Below are 15,327 nucleotides of genomic sequence, written 5' to 3' on the forward strand. Positions count from 1 at the left end.
GGCCGGTCTCGCCTGTAACTTGGCTTCCGGTAGCCAGCAGCCGGGCAGACAGGAATGTTTGATGATACAGACCGATACGCAGCGCGCCGATGAACGGGACACAGTGCCGCTTTCGACGCGGCGCAGCTTCTGGGGCGCCGTTATGGCCAACGGCGCTTATGGCTCAGCCACCGGTTTGTTGTTCAAGAGCCAACGCAGGCAATTCCTGCTTCTGGCAAGCGTTCCCATACTCTGGATATTGTTCGCCAATGTCGGGCCGATCCTGCAGATGGTCAGGATCAGTTTCCTCGATTCCTACCCGCCGATGGCCGGCTACCAGCCGCAACTTACACTGAGCAACTGGAACAATTTCTTCGCCGAAAGTATCTTTATCGTCCCGTATTTCCGAACGCTGGCCTATTCGGTCGTATTCACGGTTGCGACGCTGATCATCACCTATCCGGTTGCGTATTTCCTGGCCAAGCATGTGAAGCGCAGCAATCAGTTGCTGTTCCTGCTTCTGCTTTTGATCCCGTTCTGGGTCGGCGAAATCGTGCGCACCTATGCCATTATGATCCTGCTCGGCAACAATGGTGCGGTGAACCTCGTGCTGAAGTCACTGGGACTGATCGAGCGACCTATCCCGTTCATGTACACGAGTTTCTCACTCGGCGTCGGCATCGTCTATCTGACCGCGCTTTATATGCTGCTGCCGCTCTATTCGGCGCTGGAAAAGATTCCCAACACCTACCTGGAGGCCGCCGCCGACCTTGGCGCTGGCGCCTGGACGCGCTTCAGGAGGGTTACACTACCGCTTTCCAAGGAAGGTATCGCTTCCGGCTGCACCCTGGTTTTCCTGATTTCGACCGGATACTACGCCGCGCCTGTGCTGCTTGGTGGGCCGAGCACGACCGTCTTTGCCGAAACGATCGCGGGCTTCTTCCACGTCGCTGGCGATCAATGGCCGACGGGTGCAGCCTTCTCCACCATCATGCTGATCAGTGCGCTGGCAATCACAGGGGTTTTCCTCAAGCTGATGGGCCGCAGCGGACGGGGATTGATGCAATGAGCAGAAACACCCGCATCCTGATGTCGGTGATCTACTGGGCGTTCGTCGTCTACCTTTTCGTGCCGCTGGTGCTGATGGTCACCATGGGTTTCAAGGATTCCAAATTCATCGGCTTTCCGATCCGCGGCTGGACGCTCGACTGGTATTCGGAAATATTCCGCAGCGCGGAGGTGTTGGGCGCATTCGGCTATACGATGGCGATCGCGCTTTCCACGACATTTCTTTCCCTGGTAATCGGTACCTGGATCGCCGCATTCCTCGGCCCCCACAAGTTCCGCGGCAAGCTTCTCGTCTTTGCGCTGGCCTGCATGCCGGCCGTCATCCCGGGTATCATTTCCGCGATTTCCCTGCGGATTTATATCCAGTTCCTGCAGATCGACACGGGCATGGCGGCGATCATTCTCGGGCACACCATCCACAATGTGCCGTTCGTCGCCCTCGTGGTTATGGCGCGCCTCGCCACGCTGCCCAAAAGCCATATCGAAGCGGCGCGTGATCTCGGCGCTGACCAGCTCGTCGCGTTTTCGCGTGTCACATTGCCTTATCTCAAGCCGGCGCTGATCGGTGCCGGCGTATTCTGCATGCTGTTGAGCTTCGACGATTTCGTCCGCTCCTTCTTCCTGGGCAGCTATCAGCCGACCCTGCCGGTGCTGATCTTCGCCAAGTTGCGCTCGGGCATGTCGCCGGAGATCAACGCCATCTCGACCGTAGTGCTTGTCATCACGGCCATCTTGGGCATCTGGGCTGAGCGCTCGATGCGTAGGATGAACAAGGGGACCTCTGTATGAGCCACGACGCGCAAACCATCGTCCATATCGAAAACATGACGAAGAGATTCGGCAACGTGGCCGCGGTCGATGGCCTCGACCTCAAAATCCGGGCTGGCGAATTCGTGACGTTCCTAGGCCCGTCGGGCTGCGGCAAGACAACGACGCTTCGTGTGCTGGGTGGGTTCGAAATCCCCACTGAAGGGCGCATCATCCTTGACGGTGCAGACGTCACCCGACTGCCGCCTAACCGGCGCAACGTCAACATGGTGTTTCAGGATTACGCGCTTTTCCCGCATATGACCGTCGGTCAGAACATCGCCTTCGGCCTGGAACTCAAGGGCAAGACAAAGGCGGAAATTGATGCCCGGACCCGGGAGTTGCTGGAGTTCCTTCAGCTCGGAGGTTTTCGCGACCGCACGCCCGACCAGCTTTCCGGCGGCCAGCGTCAGCGTGTGGCGCTGGCGCGGGCCCTGGCTCCCGACCCGAAGCTCCTGCTGCTGGATGAGCCGCTAGGCGCGCTCGATGCAAAACTCAGGGGGCAGGTGCAGGTCGAACTCAAGGATATCCAGAAGCGCACCGGAAAAACCTTTGTTTTCGTCACCCACGACCAGGAGGAGGCGTTGACCATGTCCGATCGGATCATCGTCATGAACGGCGGCAAGGTCGAGCAGGACGGTACGCCCGAGGATCTCTATTTCCGTCCGCAAAGCCGGTTTGTCGCCGAATTCATCGGCGAGACCAACCTCATTAGCGGGACGGTGCGCGGCATGGAAAATGGCTCCGTTCTGATCAACTGGAACGGCGTTGATATTCATGGCGCCGCGCACGGGCACCGCCCCACCGAAGGCTCCAAGGTTACGGCATCATTGCGTCTCGAGAATGTACTGTGCCATCCGCAAAAACCCGCCAACAGCAATGCGATCGAAGGGCGCGTAGTAAACCGGCTCTTCAAGGGCAGCCGCACTTCCGTCGATATTCGAGTAGGCGATACCGGCGAGGGTGCGCTGCTCAAGGCGTATCTTGATCCGGGGGATGCCAGCCGCATCCGGGACGACCGCCTCTGGGTGAACTGGGACGTCAGCCACCTTTCGATCCTCCAAGCTTAGAACGCCTATCCAGTTGATGTTTAAGGCGCTGCCGGAAGCGGCCGCGTGATGTCAGGACAATTCCGCGGATAGCGGCCGTTGGTGATCCAGGCTAGCGGTCGCGCCAGCGTTGCGTGCGGGACAGAAGCAATCCAGAGACCCCCGCATGAATTAGCCGGGCAACGACATTGGTGTAGAAGATCATCATGCCCATGGCAGCAGCCGGTGCTATGTCGCCGGCATCATCCATGTTGAGCACGGCGACCGACGCAAGTTGCGTCTCGGTCGAGTAGAGGAACACGACTGCCGACACCGTCGTCATGGCGTTGACGAACAGATAGATCGAGATGTCGAGGATGGCCGGCAGGCAAACCGGGACGGTAACCCGGAAGAACAGTTTCTGGAACGGCTGCTTGAGCGAGGCGGCGACCGGCTCGAACTCTGCATCCATCTGCTTCAGCGCCGTCAGCGCGGTGAGATGCGAGACGGTGTAGAAGTGCGTCACCGTGCAGATGACGAGGATCGTCATCGTGCCGTAGATCGGGCTGAGCGGGTTTGCCGGATTGTTGAAGAAGAAGATGTAGGCCAGCCCAAGCACCATTCCCGGCACCGCCATCGGCAGCATGGCGAGAAAGTGGAACGCCGAGCGGCCAGCCGAAAATCCTTGTGTCTTCTCAACCATATAGGCGCCGGTGAAGACGACGATGGTGCCGAAGAAGGCCGTCAACAGCGCCAGCCTGATCGAATTCGCATAGGAGGCCCAACCGCCGCCGTCCATCAGGTCGAAGGCGTAATTCTTCAGGCTGAGGCTCATGTCGTAGGGCCACAGCTTCACCAGCGCCGCCAGCTGGCAGATGCCGATGATGCCGACGAGGAAGACTGCCACCACCGAGCACCAGGCGAGGCACAGCATGTCGAAGCGCCGGTTCGGCTTCGGCTGATAAGGCACCGAGCGCGCCGACAGAAGCGCCACCTGCCGGCGTTGGACGATGCGGTCGACCGCGAAGGCGATGATGGCGGGGATGAGCAGGATGACCGAGACCACCGCGCCCATCTCGAAATTCTGTTGGCCGATGACCTGCTTGTAGATGTCGACGGCCAGCATGTTGTACTGCCCGCCGATCACCTTGGGCAGGCCGAAATCGGTGATGACCAGCGTGAAGACGACGAAGGCCGCCGAGATCAGGCCGAAGCGGGCACCGGGCACGGTGACGGTCCAGAAGGTGCGCCATTTCGAGGCGCGCAGCGAGGTGGCTGCCTCGTAGTGGCGGGCGTCGGCAACCGACAGCGCCGTCGAGATGATGAGGAAAGCGTGCGGCAGGGTGAAGAAGACGGAGCCGATGACGATGCCGATCGGGCCGTAGATCGAATAGCCCATCATAATCGGCTTCAGCAGGCCCTGATTGCCGAAGAGATAGACCAACGCGATGCCGGGCAGCAGCGACGGTACCAGGATCGGGATCACGGTCACCAGCCGGAACAAGCCCTTGAACGACATACGGGAGCGGTTGAGCGCATAAGCAAGGCCGAAGGCAACCGCGATGGTGATCGCCGTGCTGATCGTCGCCATAAGCGCCGAATTGCGGATCGAGATGGATAGCGACGGCGTCGAGAAATAGGCAACGAAGTTGTCGAGGCCGAAGGATTGCGTCGGCCTGAGCATGATGCGCCGGAAGCTGTTGGAATCGAACTCCTGCCATTCCGTGCCGCCGCCGGGTGCCGACCCTACCAGCCATCGGGCATCTTCCACCGTTCCACGCATTCGATATTTCACCGGGCTGCGGAAGGAGAAATCCTTGAAGAATTTCGTCGTTGCCAGCCGGCTGTCTGAACCGGCGCGCAAATCTTCGGGTGCCAGTGCTGAGAGCTCGGCGTTGAGAGCCGCGGCCGTCTTCGGTTTGCTCCAGACTGTGGCGGTCTCGTCGCTGACTTGGAACTCGAACTGGGTCAAGTCGAAGCGGTAGGTCGAGAGTGACTTCGACAGCATGACGTAGAGAGGCGCAGCGAGCGACAGCACGAGGTAGAGCGAGATCGCGACCATAAGCCCGCGCTTGACGAGATCGTCACGCGAGACCGACTGACGCGGCGCCCGGCCAGCGGGAAGGGCGAGGGCGGTCATCTCAGCTGTTCCCTGGAAAGACCAGCACGCGCTCGCTTGGCAGTTCGACCTGCATCGCGCCGCCAATTTCGATACCTAAGCGCCGGACCGCATTGATCGAGAAGTCCGCGATGAGGATGCGGCCGCCGAACCGCGCAGACGATAGACGGCAGCGCCAGAAGGCGCCGAGAAATTCCATTTTCTCGACCTTCACGTCGATGAGGTTCTCGGGCGTGCCGATGCTTTCAGACGTGCTGTTGCCATGCGGAATGATATCGACCGGTCGGATCACGGCGGTTGCTTCACTGCCTTCCGGCAGGTCGTGCGGGGCGCAGGCCAGATCCGTTGCGTCGAGTGCCACTTTCGATCGTCCGGCGATCCTGACCGGAAACTGATTGGTTTCGCCGATGAAGTCGGCAACGAACAGCGTCTTCGGATGCCGGTAGATCTCTGTCGGCGTGCCGACCTGGTCAATGACGCCATGGTTCATTACCACGATGCGGTCGGCCATCGACAACGCTTCCTCCTGATCGTGCGTCACCATGATCGTGGTGACGCCAAGCTTGCGCTGCAGCTCCTTGATCTCGTGCCGCAGGTGCACACGCACCTTGGCATCGAGCGCCGACAGCGGTTCGTCAAGCAGCAGCAGACCCGGTGAGATGGCAATGGCGCGGGCGAGCGCGATGCGCTGCTGCTGGCCGCCGGAAAGCTGCGCCGGATATTTCTTTGCCTGCGAGGAAAGGCCGACGAGAGCAAGCAGTTCCTTGACACGGTTGTCTATTTCGGCGCGCGGACGTTTGGTGTTCTCCAACCCGAAGGCGATGTTCTTTTCGATGGTCAGGTTGGGGAACAGCGCGTAGGACTGGAAGACGATGCCGTAGTCGCGCTGCGATGGGGGCAGGGTGGAGATGTCCTTGCCCGCCTGATGGATCGTGCCGCGGCTTTGCAGGTCGAGGCCGGCGATCGCGCGCAACAATGTGGTCTTGCCGCAACCCGAAGGGCCGAGGAAGCAAACGAATTCACCCTCGCGGATCGATAGCGAGATGTTGCGCAGGGCAACGAACTCGCCAAATGCTTTCCAAAGACCATCGATTTGCAGATAGGCCGGCTTTGTTGCGGCGTCCTGCATCGCAATGTCTCCCAGCGGAGCGGCCACGCGGCCCGAAATGCTCTCATGCTTCATGGCAAATCCGATCAAGGTTCACGATGAATCCGCTGCCTTCTTTGCAAAGCAGGCGCCGCGTTGACGGCACCCGCAATGACATCAGGCTGTCAGGACTTCGGCTCGGACTTGCCGTCGTAGCGCTTGGCCCATTCGGCCAGGATCGCGGCCCGATTGTTGGCAGCCCACTCGAAGTCGTTCTTGATCATCTTGGAGGCCACATCATCCGGCAGATGCTCGATGGGCTTGGCAACGCCGGGATAGGCGACGACCGCATAACCGACATTATACATCTCGTTGGCTTCCTTCGAAATCGACCAGTCTACCAGCTTCTGGGCGGCTTCGAGGTTGGCGGTGCCGGCGATGATGGCGGTCGCTTCGGCCTCCCAGCCGGAGCCTTCCGACGGGAAAATGATGTCGATCGGTGCGCCGCCCTGCTTGGCCTTGGCACCCGGGAACTCGAAGGAGACGCCGATTACCGTTTCACCGGAAGCCGCCATCTTGCATGGCTTCGAGCCGGAATGGGTGTAGGCGGCGATGTTCTCATGCAGGCCGTCCATATATTTCCAGGCGGCTTCCTCGCCCATGATCTGGATCCAGGCCGAAACGTCGAGGAAGCCGGTGCCCGACGAGTTGGGGTTAGGCATCACGACATGGCCCTTATATTCGGGCTTGGTGAGGTCGGCCCAACTCTTCGGCGGCGTCAGGCCGAGTTTTTCAGCCTCGACGGTGTTGTAGCAGAGCGCGGCGACGTAGGCGTCCATGCCTACCCAGGCCGGCGGGTTGGCGCTGTCGACGAACTTCTGATCGAGCTTCTCAACGCCGGCTGGAGCGTAGGGCTCGAGCATGCCTTCGCCCTTGAGCAGCAACAGCGATGTTGCCGCGACGCCCCACACCACGTCAGCTTGTGGGTTGTCCTTTTCGGCCAGCAGCTTGGCGGTCATGACGCCAGTGGAGTCGCGCACCCAATTGATCTTGATGTCGGGGTTGGCCGCTTCGAAGGTCTGCTTGTAGCGGTCGAGGTCGACCGCTTCGACGGAGGTGTAGACCGTCAGTGTTGTTTCGGCGAACGCCGAGGAAGAGAGAAGCGTTACGGCGAAGGCGGCGAGTACGGCCGGACTACGAGATTTCATGATCGGGTTCCCCATTGGATTGGTACATTCTGCGATGCACTGGGACGAAAGAGCCGCTTCGCGGCCACCGGCCTGTCGCAAGCGGGCATCGTCCATGGGTCACCTTGGGTTTGCGGGTAAGATAAGTAAAATCTATTTATTCGATACAGTCATTAGTTTCACCGATGCATGTTTGACGCTGTGATGCTAACCAAAACCGGCCAAGGTCACGACTCCCACGGCGACTACCACTGCGGCGAGAACACGCCCGAACCACGGCCTTTCACGAAACACGATCACGCCGATCAACGCGGCGATGATGACGCTCGATTCTCTTATCGCGGAGACCGCTCCGATATGGGCAATGGTCTTCGCGTAGAGCACGAGTCCATAAGCAGTCACGGCGAAAAGCCCGCCGATCAACCCTATTCCGACGATTCTCCAATTGATCGGAATGCCTGCGCGCCGACGGTCCGCGAGGATGGCCAGAGTCACCGGAGACTCGAACAGGAAAAGCCATCCCATATATCCGGTGGGACTGCCGGAGTACCGCACGCCAATTCCATCTGCGACGGAATAGGCAGCAATGCTGAGGCCAAGCAGCGCCGCTACCACGATCGCCTTGCTGTCCGCGTGACCGGCGCCGCGCTGCATGGCCAGCAAACCAATACCGGCAGTGACCAGGCCAAGTCCCGCCCAGCCGAGCGGGGAAAGGCTCTCGCCGATCATCAAATAGGTACCCACCGCGACAAGCGCCGGCGCCATGCCACGCGAGATCGGATAGACCTGACTGAGGTCGCCCAGCCGATAAGCCTGGAAGAGCAGCAGATAGTAGGCGTAGTGAATGACCGTCGAGGCGAAGATGGACGGCCAGCTTGCAGTGGCAGGCGGCTCCGAGATCACGATCAGGATAATGCCGGCCAGCGCATGCATGCCGGAAACGGCGGCAAGCGTCAGTGCTCGATCCGGTGCAGCTTTGACAAGCGCATTCCACGTCGCGTGGAGAAGAGCCGCGAAAAGGACGATCGAAAGGGCTGTTGCCGACATCAGCTAGCGGAACAAATCGTCAATGGTTTCCTCGCCGATGGCGAAACCGGTGCTGGCGCCAGTCCCGCTGGTAACCATGACGAGGCGGACGTCTTCGTGCGGGACGTCGCAGAAACCAGCCTCAGGCGCCGATGCATAGGTGCCGGTCCAGCGTGCGAGTACGTCTGGTATCCGGCTGAACAAGGCGGCGAACTCGTTGAGGATGAGCCCATCAACTTCGTCCGAGGCAAAGGGGTCCGGCGTCTGGCCGTAGTGATGCGAGTCGCCGACGACCAGCGAGCCGTCGGCGCTTTGCACGACGATCAGGTGGACGCCGTTGTCGAGGGCGAGGGGGCAATCCTCGGTCAGCCGGTGCCGCAGGAAAGCAGCTTCGGGCAGCGCAGAATAGCCGCCGTAGCGCAGCAGGCTGAGGTCCGAAACCAGCGCCGACCGGAATCGGAAGCCGGGGTCGGCAAGCCGCATCATCTGCAGCTTGCAGCGCCGGACGCCGTAGCGTGCGATGCGGTCCGGATAAAGCGTGGCAAGATCGTCGCCCGGGCAGACGACGATCTTCGCCGCGCGTACAGGGCCGTGGCTGGTTTCCACCATCGGCGGCGCGATACTCGACACGGCGGCTCCGCGCATGAATGCAACGCCATGGCGATCGGCAAGGAATGCCGCCAACTTCGGCAGCGCCTCGCGCGATTCAACGCGGAGTTCATGCGGGCTAAACAGGCCACCGACGATCTTCGCACCATCAATTCCGGGTTGCTCGGCGACTGTCTCGGCACGGCTCAGCAGCCTGCAGTCCTGGCCATCCGGTCCGGCCTTGAAGGCTTCGAGCAGAGCTAGCGCCTCTGGCCGTTGCGCAGCCACCAGCTTGCCGCGATGCAGGATGTTGATGCCGGCCGCTGGAGCAACCTTTAACCACACCTCGCGCGACCGTTTGGCCCGCCGCAACGACGGTCCCGGCTCCTGGCCGGTAACGACGACGAGGCCGAAGTTGCGGATCGAGGCGCCATTGGCTTGTGCGTCGCGGTCGATGACGACGACACTCAGGCCGCGCTCCGCCGCCGCGAGTGCGTGGGCGAGACCGACAATGCCGGCCCCGACAACCGCCAGATCGTACTGCATTCAGATCACCAGGGCAGCGAGAAAGTCTTCACATTGGTGAAGGACTTCATCGCCTCGATGACACCTTCCTTGTAGCCGTTGCCGCTGTCCTTGATGCCGCCGAACGGGCTCATCTCGATGCGGTAACCTGGCACTTCCCAGATGTTGACGGTGCCGACTTGCAAGCCAGCGATGTACTTTTGCATGCGGCGGAAGTCGTTGGTGCAGACGCCCGACGACAGGCCGAAGGCGGTCGAGTTCGACAGCGCGATCAGCGCGTCGTCGTCGTCGGGCGCGCGGATAATCGGCACGATCGGCCCGAACGTCTCTTCCATCACCAGTTCAGAAGCATGCGGCACGCGGTCGACGACGATCGGCGGCAGCAGTGCGCTTTGGCGGCCGGGATGGTAGAGGATCTCGGCGCCCTGTTCAGCTGCCATATGCACGCGGTCCTCGAACAGTTTTGCGGCGCGCTCGTGCACCACGGTGCCGAGATCGGTCGAGCGGTCCATCGGGTCGCCGAAGCGTAGCTTCTTCGCCTTCTCCAGAACCAGCGGCACGAAGCGGTCAGCCACCTTCTCCTGCACGAGGATGCGCTTCACCGCCGTGCAGCGCTGTCCGGAGTTCTTGGTTGCGCCGGCTACCGCGAGATCCGCCGCCTTGGCGAGGTCGTCGTCGGAGAGGTCGTTGAGTATGATCAGCGGGTCGTTGCCGCCGAGCTCCAGAACCTGACGCCTGTAGCCCGCCTTGGAGGCGATCAGCTTGCCGACCGGGACACCGCCGGTGAAGGTGATCAAATCGATGTTCGGATTTGTGATCATCTCGTCGCCGATATCCTTCGGCCAGCCGGTGACGACCGAAAGCATTTCGGGAGGAAGACCGGCTTCGTAGAGGATGTCAGCGAGGATCAGGGCTGTCATCGGCGTCAGTTCGGTTGGCTTGACGACGACGCAATTGTTGGTGGCGATGGCCGGCGCCACCTTGTGCGACACCATGTTGAGGGGATGGTTGAAGGGGGTGATTGCCGAGATCGCCTTGAGCGGCTCGCGCATGGTGAAGATCTTGCGCTGTTTGCCGTGTGGGGTGAGGTCGCAAGAGAAAATCTGCCCATCGTCCTGGATGCACATCTGGCCGGACAAAGTGAATACGTCGAAGGCACGGCCGACTTCGTAGAGCGAGTCCTGCTTGGAAATGCCGAGCTCCAGCGTGACGAGGTCGGAGATCTCCTCCTTGCGGGCGTTCAGCAGTTCCGCCGTTCTGAGCAGGATTTTCTGACGCTCGTAGCGCGTCAGTTTCGACTTGTAGTTCGCCGCGACCTCGAAGGCCTGGCGCGCATGTTCGGCTCCACCCGCGGGTACAGTGCCGGCCACCGTATCGTTCCACGGATAACGAACCTCGACGACGCCGTCAGCATCGACCTTCCTGCCGGCGATGCGCATCGGTTCGTGGCGGACCTTGATGGATGTCTCGGCCTTGGTCATGGCGGTCGTCCTCAATTCTCAGGCTGCGCCGCGGCCATGACCGCGTAGTAGAAGGCATCGAAGTTGCGCAGGTTAGGCGCATCTGGCTGGTCGGGCAGAACCCGATTGGTGATGAAGGGCACGGCCTGCTCGGTCAGGCCGCCATGCGAACGCAGCGGTTCGTTGAGGGCGGCCAGATTGTGGCGATGCTCGCTGGTGCCGATGGTCTTGTTCTCGGTCGAGAGCATCACGATGTCGCCAATGCGATCTTCCGGCAGTTCGAAGCGGCGGCAGGCTTCCTCCCGGCCGAGCACGAGATCGATGCCCTTGATCTTGCGCAGGCGGGCCATGATATCGTCGCGGTTGGCGCCCTTGGGGAGGTATGCGGTAGCGAAGGAGCCCAGGGCTCCGTGATGCACGACATAGGGGTCGGTGATCGGCAGGATCACCCGGCCGACATCCTTGCCCAGCCATTCGTCGAGCAGGTCCTGGGCGTAGACGACATCAGGGGAGCCGTCGGCCTTGTGCTTGGGCTTCATGCCATGGTCGGCGGTGACGACAATGGCCGCGCCAGCCGCGTCAAGTTCGGCGAGATACTTGTCGAACATTTCGTAGAAGTCGTTGGCCTTCTTCACGCCCGGCGCATATTTGTGCTGCACGTAGTCGGTCGTGGTCAGGTACATGACGTCCGGCCGGAACTCCTTGAGCAGCTTGACGCCGGCGGCGAAGACGAATTCCGACAATTCGGCCGAATAGACTTCCGGTACCGGCTTGCCCAGCCATTTAGAAGCGTTGTCGATACCGTGCTCGGCTTTCGTCGTGGTGTCCGACTTCTCCGAGGAGAAGCAGATGGCCCGGTTCTCATCGAACTTCAGTCCGTCGCCGAGCAGTGCGCGCAGCTTGTCCTTGGCGGTGACGACAGCAACCTTGGCGCCGGCGTCGTAGAACGCCTTGAACACGGTCGGAGCGCGCAAGAACTTGGGGTCGTTCATCATCACCTCCTCGCCCGTTTCCGGGTTGTAGAGGTAGTTGCCGCAGATGCCGTGCACCGCCGGCGGGCGGCCGGTAGCGATCGACAGGTTGTTGGGATTGGTGAAGCTCGGAATGACCGAATGCGCCGTGCGCACCGTGCCCTTGGCCTTGATTTTCTCCAGCGCCGGCATCAGGCCGGCCTTGATCGCCTCTTCCAGATAGGCCGGTTCGCAGCCGTCGAGGCAGATGGCGATCGCCGGCACGGGCGGCCAGGCGTAGTTGCGTCCATTGACGGAAACGGTGACGGGGGACATCTGGTTCATCGCTACTTTCCTCGGGCTTCGGCGTTTCCGGTCTTGCAACCGTGCCGCCTCTGTTCGTCTTTCGCCGGCATCCTTGGATCATACCGATCCATTTGCCAAATCGTTATTCTGAATTTCTACGATAGCTCGTGTCTATGCATTCAGGCGGCTAGCTTGGCACGCTCATCGAGTGCGGCGCGCGGCGCCGCGGCGTCCGGAACATCCATCTCCGCCAGCGACTGGCGGGCTGCCTCGACAACGCGGCGCATGACATGTTCATCCATGCGACCGATGCAGCCGATGCGGAAGGATTCCACCACTGTCAGCTTGCCGGGGTAGATGATGAAGCCCTTCTTTTTCATGAGCTCATAGAAGCGGTCGAAGGCGAAGTTCTCGTGCGCAGGGCAGAAGAAGGTGACGATGATCGGCGACAGCCAACGATCGGACAGCAAAGTCTCGAAACCGAGTTCGCGCATGCCGCCGACCAAGGTGTCGCGGTTGGCTGCATAGCGTGCGCCGCGGCCAGCGACTCCGCCCTCGGCTTCGTGTATGCGCAAGGCTTCCAGAAAGGCGGCGACGACATGGGTTGGCGGGGTAAAGCGCCACTGACCGGTCTTTTCCATGGCTGCCCATTGCGCGTGCACGTCAAGCGACAGTGAATGGCTGCGGTCCTTAGCTGCCTCCAGTTCAGTCTTCCTGGCGATGACAAAGCCAAAGCCCGGCACGCCCTCGATGCATTTGTTGGCCGATGAGACCATCGCCTCGTAGCGAATGTCGTTGACGTCGAGCGGGATGGCGCCAAAAGCGCTCATCGAATCGATCAGGAGCTTGCGGCCCTTGGCTTGGACAGCCTCAGCGATCTCGGCGACCGGATTCAGGATGCCGGAACTGGTCTCGCAGTGGATGGCGATGACATGGGTGATGGCCGGATCGGCGTCGAGCGCGGCGGCAACCTCGTCGCCGCGCGGCGGCAGGTAGTCGCCCTTGTCTATCAAGGTGTAGGCGCGGCCGAGATACTGCATGGTGGAAGCGGCGCGCAGGCCATAAGCGCCGTTGGCCAGCACAAGCACCTTACCGTCCTTCGGTATGAACGAGCCCAACATCGCCTCGACGCAGAAGGAGCCGCTGCCTTGCATCGGCACGCAGTCGAATTCGTTGTTCGTGTCGCCAGTGAGCGCCAGCAGACGGCGGCGCAGGTTGGCGGTCATGGCGCGGAAGTCGCCATCCCATGATCCCCAGTCGCGCAGCATCGCCTGCTTGACGGAATAGGCGGTGGTCAGCGGGCCAGGCGTCAGAAGATAGGGCTCGCCGAGCGCCGGAAGCTCGAAACCCTCCGTGGCAACCGCAAAACTTGTCCCGGTCTGCATTGTCGTTTCCTCCGGCTCAAACCCTTGGTGTAGCCAGGACTTTGCCTCTTCGTAATCCATTTGAAAAATCGTTATTTTGTATCCATATATAAATTGAAACGATCAATTTATTTTCGCCAACCGGCTTTGCAGCAGGTCACCGCTTTCGGTCAGTAACGGGTAGGCCACGGTGACCAGCAGCGAATTGATTTCCTTCAAGGCTCGCGCCGCCTCAAGATGCATGTCGCTGGTCTCGACACTCTCCGGTGTGCCGGAGCGCAGCCGCATCAGGTGGCCGTCATGGCTGCGACGTTCGAGCACGCGCATGCGTTCCTTTTCGACAACGAGCTGCCGCGCCGACGACAGGTCGTTCGACACCAGCACATTGAGTGCCAGGTGCATGTTCTCGACCAGCCGTTCATGCAGTTCCGTCAGTTCCGCCCAGCCTTCTTTCGAAAAGTGCAGGTTGCGTTCGGCCCGCTCGTCGGCCAACACCAGCAGGTTCTTGGCGATGATGTCGCCGGCGTGTTCGAGGTTGATTGCAAAGTCGGTGAGTTCGATGCTCTTGCTCGCTTCCGCCGCGGTCATTGGGCCGCGGTTCACCTCGGCGAGATAGAGCTTGATCTCGCTATGGGCGCGATTGACCTCATCGTCCACCTTGCGGACGCGGACAATCTCCTCGCGCGTGCCGGTGGCGAAAAGCTCCATCACCGGCCGCACCATGATCTCGACCAATTCGCCCATGCGCAGCAGTTCGCGAGTAGCGCTGGCCAGCGCCAACCTGGGGTTGCCGATGACGGCGCGGTCAAGCGCGCTGGCGCGGTGGGAAAGCAGGTCTCCACCACCTTTCTCAGCGGCCGGATTGGGCAGAAGCACTTGCATCAGCCGCGCCATCGCGCCAGCGAAGGGCAGGGAACAGACAAGCAGGCACGCGTTGAAGACGACGTGCAGGTTGACCAGCGCCACGCCATGGTTGGAACCGAGAAGTTCTATCGGCGGGCCGAATGTCTCGACGGCGGCGAGCGCTGCGACAGCGCCGATCGCTCGGAACAACAGGTTGCCGAGAGGGATGCGCTGTGCCGCGGGCGGCATGCCACGCGACAGCCAGAACGCGATCAACCCGCCGCCGAGATTGGCACCGAGCACAAGCGGTACGCCAACCTCGAGTGGCAGCAGGCCCTGTCCGCCGAAAGCCGCGACCATCAGGATCGCCGCGACGCTGGAATGTACCAGCCAGGTGAAAGCGGCGCCGATCAGAAAGGCGGTGAAGTAGTCGTTGGCCAGATAGGCGGAGAAGGTCGGCAGCAGGGCGCTGTCGCGCAGCGGATGTGTCGCCTCGCCGATCAGCTTCAGCGACAGCAGCACGAAGCCTATGCCGAGTACCATGCGGCCGGTCTCCTTGACCTTCTGCCCTGGTAACTTGAGGTGCATGACGCCGCCGGCGAACAGGCACACCGGCACCAGCCAGCCAAGATCGAAGGACAACACCCGGACCACCAGCGCCGAGCCAAGGTCGGCGCCGAGGAGTAGGGAAAGGCCGACCGGCAGCGCCAGCACGCCGCTGGCTGCAAAGCCGCAGGCCAGCATCGCCACCGCCGTCGAACTTTGCAGCATGATTGCCATTGCCGTACCGCCGGCGGCCGCCTTCAACTGCCCGCGTTTGGCCTCGCCGAGCAGCCGCCGCAGCGTTGTGCCATGCGCACGCTCCATGCCCGTCCGCACCATATGGACGGCGTAGAGCAGCAACAGGGTTGCACCCGCGAGATGCAGCAGGATGAGCGAGAAGTGCATGGCCGCGTCTCGTGTCAGGCTTTGTGTCGGAAGGGTACTAAA

Annotated in this window: 12 protein-coding genes; 3 read left to right on the plus strand and 9 right to left on the minus strand. The window is 61.3% G+C overall.

The window, feature by feature from the left end; translation table 11 throughout:
• Positions 1-61: 61 nt before the first annotated feature.
• From OHD58_RS21215 to OHD58_RS21225, 3 genes are read left to right on the plus strand one after another with little or no spacing between them, the layout of a single operon-like run.
• Entirely contained in the window at positions 62-1,048 is a 987-nt protein-coding gene (locus OHD58_RS21215) for an ABC transporter permease (RefSeq protein ID WP_263805431.1), read from the plus strand.
• Positions 1,045-1,836 carry an ABC transporter permease gene (locus OHD58_RS21220; protein WP_263805432.1) on the plus strand — a complete coding sequence of 264 codons (792 nt, stop codon included), beginning with the start codon at positions 1,045-1,047 and terminating at the stop codon, positions 1,834-1,836. Before OHD58_RS21215 ends, OHD58_RS21220 begins: the two co-directional genes overlap by 4 nt.
• Entirely contained in the window at positions 1,833-2,924 is a 1,092-nt protein-coding gene (locus OHD58_RS21225; protein WP_263805433.1) for an ABC transporter ATP-binding protein, read from the plus strand. The genes OHD58_RS21220 and OHD58_RS21225 overlap by 4 nt, the downstream gene beginning before the upstream one ends.
• Positions 2,925-3,015: 91 nt before the next feature.
• Here OHD58_RS21225 and OHD58_RS21230 read toward each other — a convergent pair whose 3' ends face one another.
• The 9 genes from OHD58_RS21230 to OHD58_RS21270 all read right to left on the minus strand — a co-directional run bounded on the left by OHD58_RS21230 (position 3,016) and on the right by OHD58_RS21270 (position 15,285).
• Positions 3,016-5,022 (minus strand): putative 2-aminoethylphosphonate ABC transporter permease subunit, encoded by a 2,007-nt coding sequence (locus OHD58_RS21230; protein ID WP_263805434.1) that lies wholly within the window; start codon positions 5,020-5,022, stop codon positions 3,016-3,018.
• Position 5,023: 1 nt separating this feature from the next.
• A complete protein-coding gene (locus OHD58_RS21235; RefSeq protein ID WP_263805435.1) occupies positions 5,024-6,130 on the minus strand; it encodes a putative 2-aminoethylphosphonate ABC transporter ATP-binding protein in 1,107 nt (368 codons plus the stop codon).
• A 143-nt stretch (positions 6,131-6,273) separates the two neighbouring features.
• Positions 6,274-7,296: a putative 2-aminoethylphosphonate ABC transporter substrate-binding protein gene (locus OHD58_RS21240; protein ID WP_263805436.1), complete on the minus strand. Its 1,023-nt coding sequence runs from the start codon at positions 7,294-7,296 to the stop codon at positions 6,274-6,276.
• Positions 7,297-7,482: 186 nt separating this feature from the next.
• Entirely contained in the window at positions 7,483-8,208 is a 726-nt protein-coding gene (locus tag OHD58_RS21245) for an EamA family transporter (RefSeq protein ID WP_263805437.1), read from the minus strand.
• Between the two features lie 117 nt (positions 8,209-8,325).
• Positions 8,326-9,435, minus strand: coding sequence for a TIGR03364 family FAD-dependent oxidoreductase (locus OHD58_RS21250; RefSeq protein ID WP_263805438.1), 1,110 nt, complete (start codon positions 9,433-9,435; stop codon positions 8,326-8,328).
• A gap of 5 nt (positions 9,436-9,440) precedes the next feature.
• On the minus strand, positions 9,441-10,895 hold the full coding sequence (gene phnY, locus OHD58_RS21255) for a phosphonoacetaldehyde dehydrogenase (RefSeq protein WP_263805439.1): 1,455 nt from the start codon (positions 10,893-10,895) through the stop codon (positions 9,441-9,443).
• Positions 10,896-10,906: 11 nt separating this feature from the next.
• Positions 10,907-12,169, minus strand: a complete 1,263-nt coding sequence (gene phnA, locus OHD58_RS21260; protein ID WP_263805440.1) for a phosphonoacetate hydrolase — start codon at positions 12,167-12,169, stop codon at positions 10,907-10,909.
• Between the two features lie 140 nt (positions 12,170-12,309).
• Positions 12,310-13,515, minus strand: coding sequence for a 2-aminoethylphosphonate--pyruvate transaminase (locus OHD58_RS21265; protein WP_263805441.1), 1,206 nt, complete (start codon positions 13,513-13,515; stop codon positions 12,310-12,312).
• A 102-nt stretch (positions 13,516-13,617) separates the two neighbouring features.
• On the minus strand, positions 13,618-15,285 hold the full coding sequence (locus OHD58_RS21270) for a Na/Pi cotransporter family protein (RefSeq protein ID WP_263805442.1): 1,668 nt from the start codon (positions 15,283-15,285) through the stop codon (positions 13,618-13,620).
• Between the last annotated feature and the right edge of the window lie 42 nt (positions 15,286-15,327).

This window comes from Mesorhizobium sp. ZC-5 (assembly GCF_025753855.1).
Lineage (GTDB): Bacteria > Pseudomonadota > Alphaproteobacteria > Rhizobiales > Rhizobiaceae > Neomesorhizobium.

What these genes read in the sequence shown, in the direction of transcription:
- OHD58_RS21215 (WP_263805431.1), top strand. Translation starts at nt 62, where the DNA reads ATGATACAGACCGATACGCAGCGCGCCGATGAACGGGACACAGTGCCG.
- OHD58_RS21235 (WP_263805435.1), bottom strand. Translation starts at nt 6,130, where the DNA reads ATGCAGGACGCCGCAACAAAGCCGGCCTATCTGCAAATCGATGGTCTT.
- phnY (WP_263805439.1), bottom strand. Translation starts at nt 10,895, where the DNA reads ATGACCAAGGCCGAGACATCCATCAAGGTCCGCCACGAACCGATGCGC.
- OHD58_RS21225 (WP_263805433.1), top strand. Translation starts at nt 1,833, where the DNA reads ATGAGCCACGACGCGCAAACCATCGTCCATATCGAAAACATGACGAAG.
- OHD58_RS21220 (WP_263805432.1), top strand. Translation starts at nt 1,045, where the DNA reads ATGAGCAGAAACACCCGCATCCTGATGTCGGTGATCTACTGGGCGTTC.
- OHD58_RS21240 (WP_263805436.1), bottom strand. Translation starts at nt 7,296, where the DNA reads ATGAAATCTCGTAGTCCGGCCGTACTCGCCGCCTTCGCCGTAACGCTT.
- OHD58_RS21245 (WP_263805437.1), bottom strand. Translation starts at nt 8,208, where the DNA reads ATGCATGCGCTGGCCGGCATTATCCTGATCGTGATCTCGGAGCCGCCT.
- OHD58_RS21270 (WP_263805442.1), bottom strand. Translation starts at nt 15,285, where the DNA reads ATGCACTTCTCGCTCATCCTGCTGCATCTCGCGGGTGCAACCCTGTTG.
- OHD58_RS21230 (WP_263805434.1), bottom strand. Translation starts at nt 5,022, where the DNA reads ATGACCGCCCTCGCCCTTCCCGCTGGCCGGGCGCCGCGTCAGTCGGTC.
- OHD58_RS21265 (WP_263805441.1), bottom strand. Translation starts at nt 13,515, where the DNA reads ATGCAGACCGGGACAAGTTTTGCGGTTGCCACGGAGGGTTTCGAGCTT.
- phnA (WP_263805440.1), bottom strand. Translation starts at nt 12,169, where the DNA reads ATGAACCAGATGTCCCCCGTCACCGTTTCCGTCAATGGACGCAACTAC.
- OHD58_RS21250 (WP_263805438.1), bottom strand. Translation starts at nt 9,435, where the DNA reads ATGCAGTACGATCTGGCGGTTGTCGGGGCCGGCATTGTCGGTCTCGCC.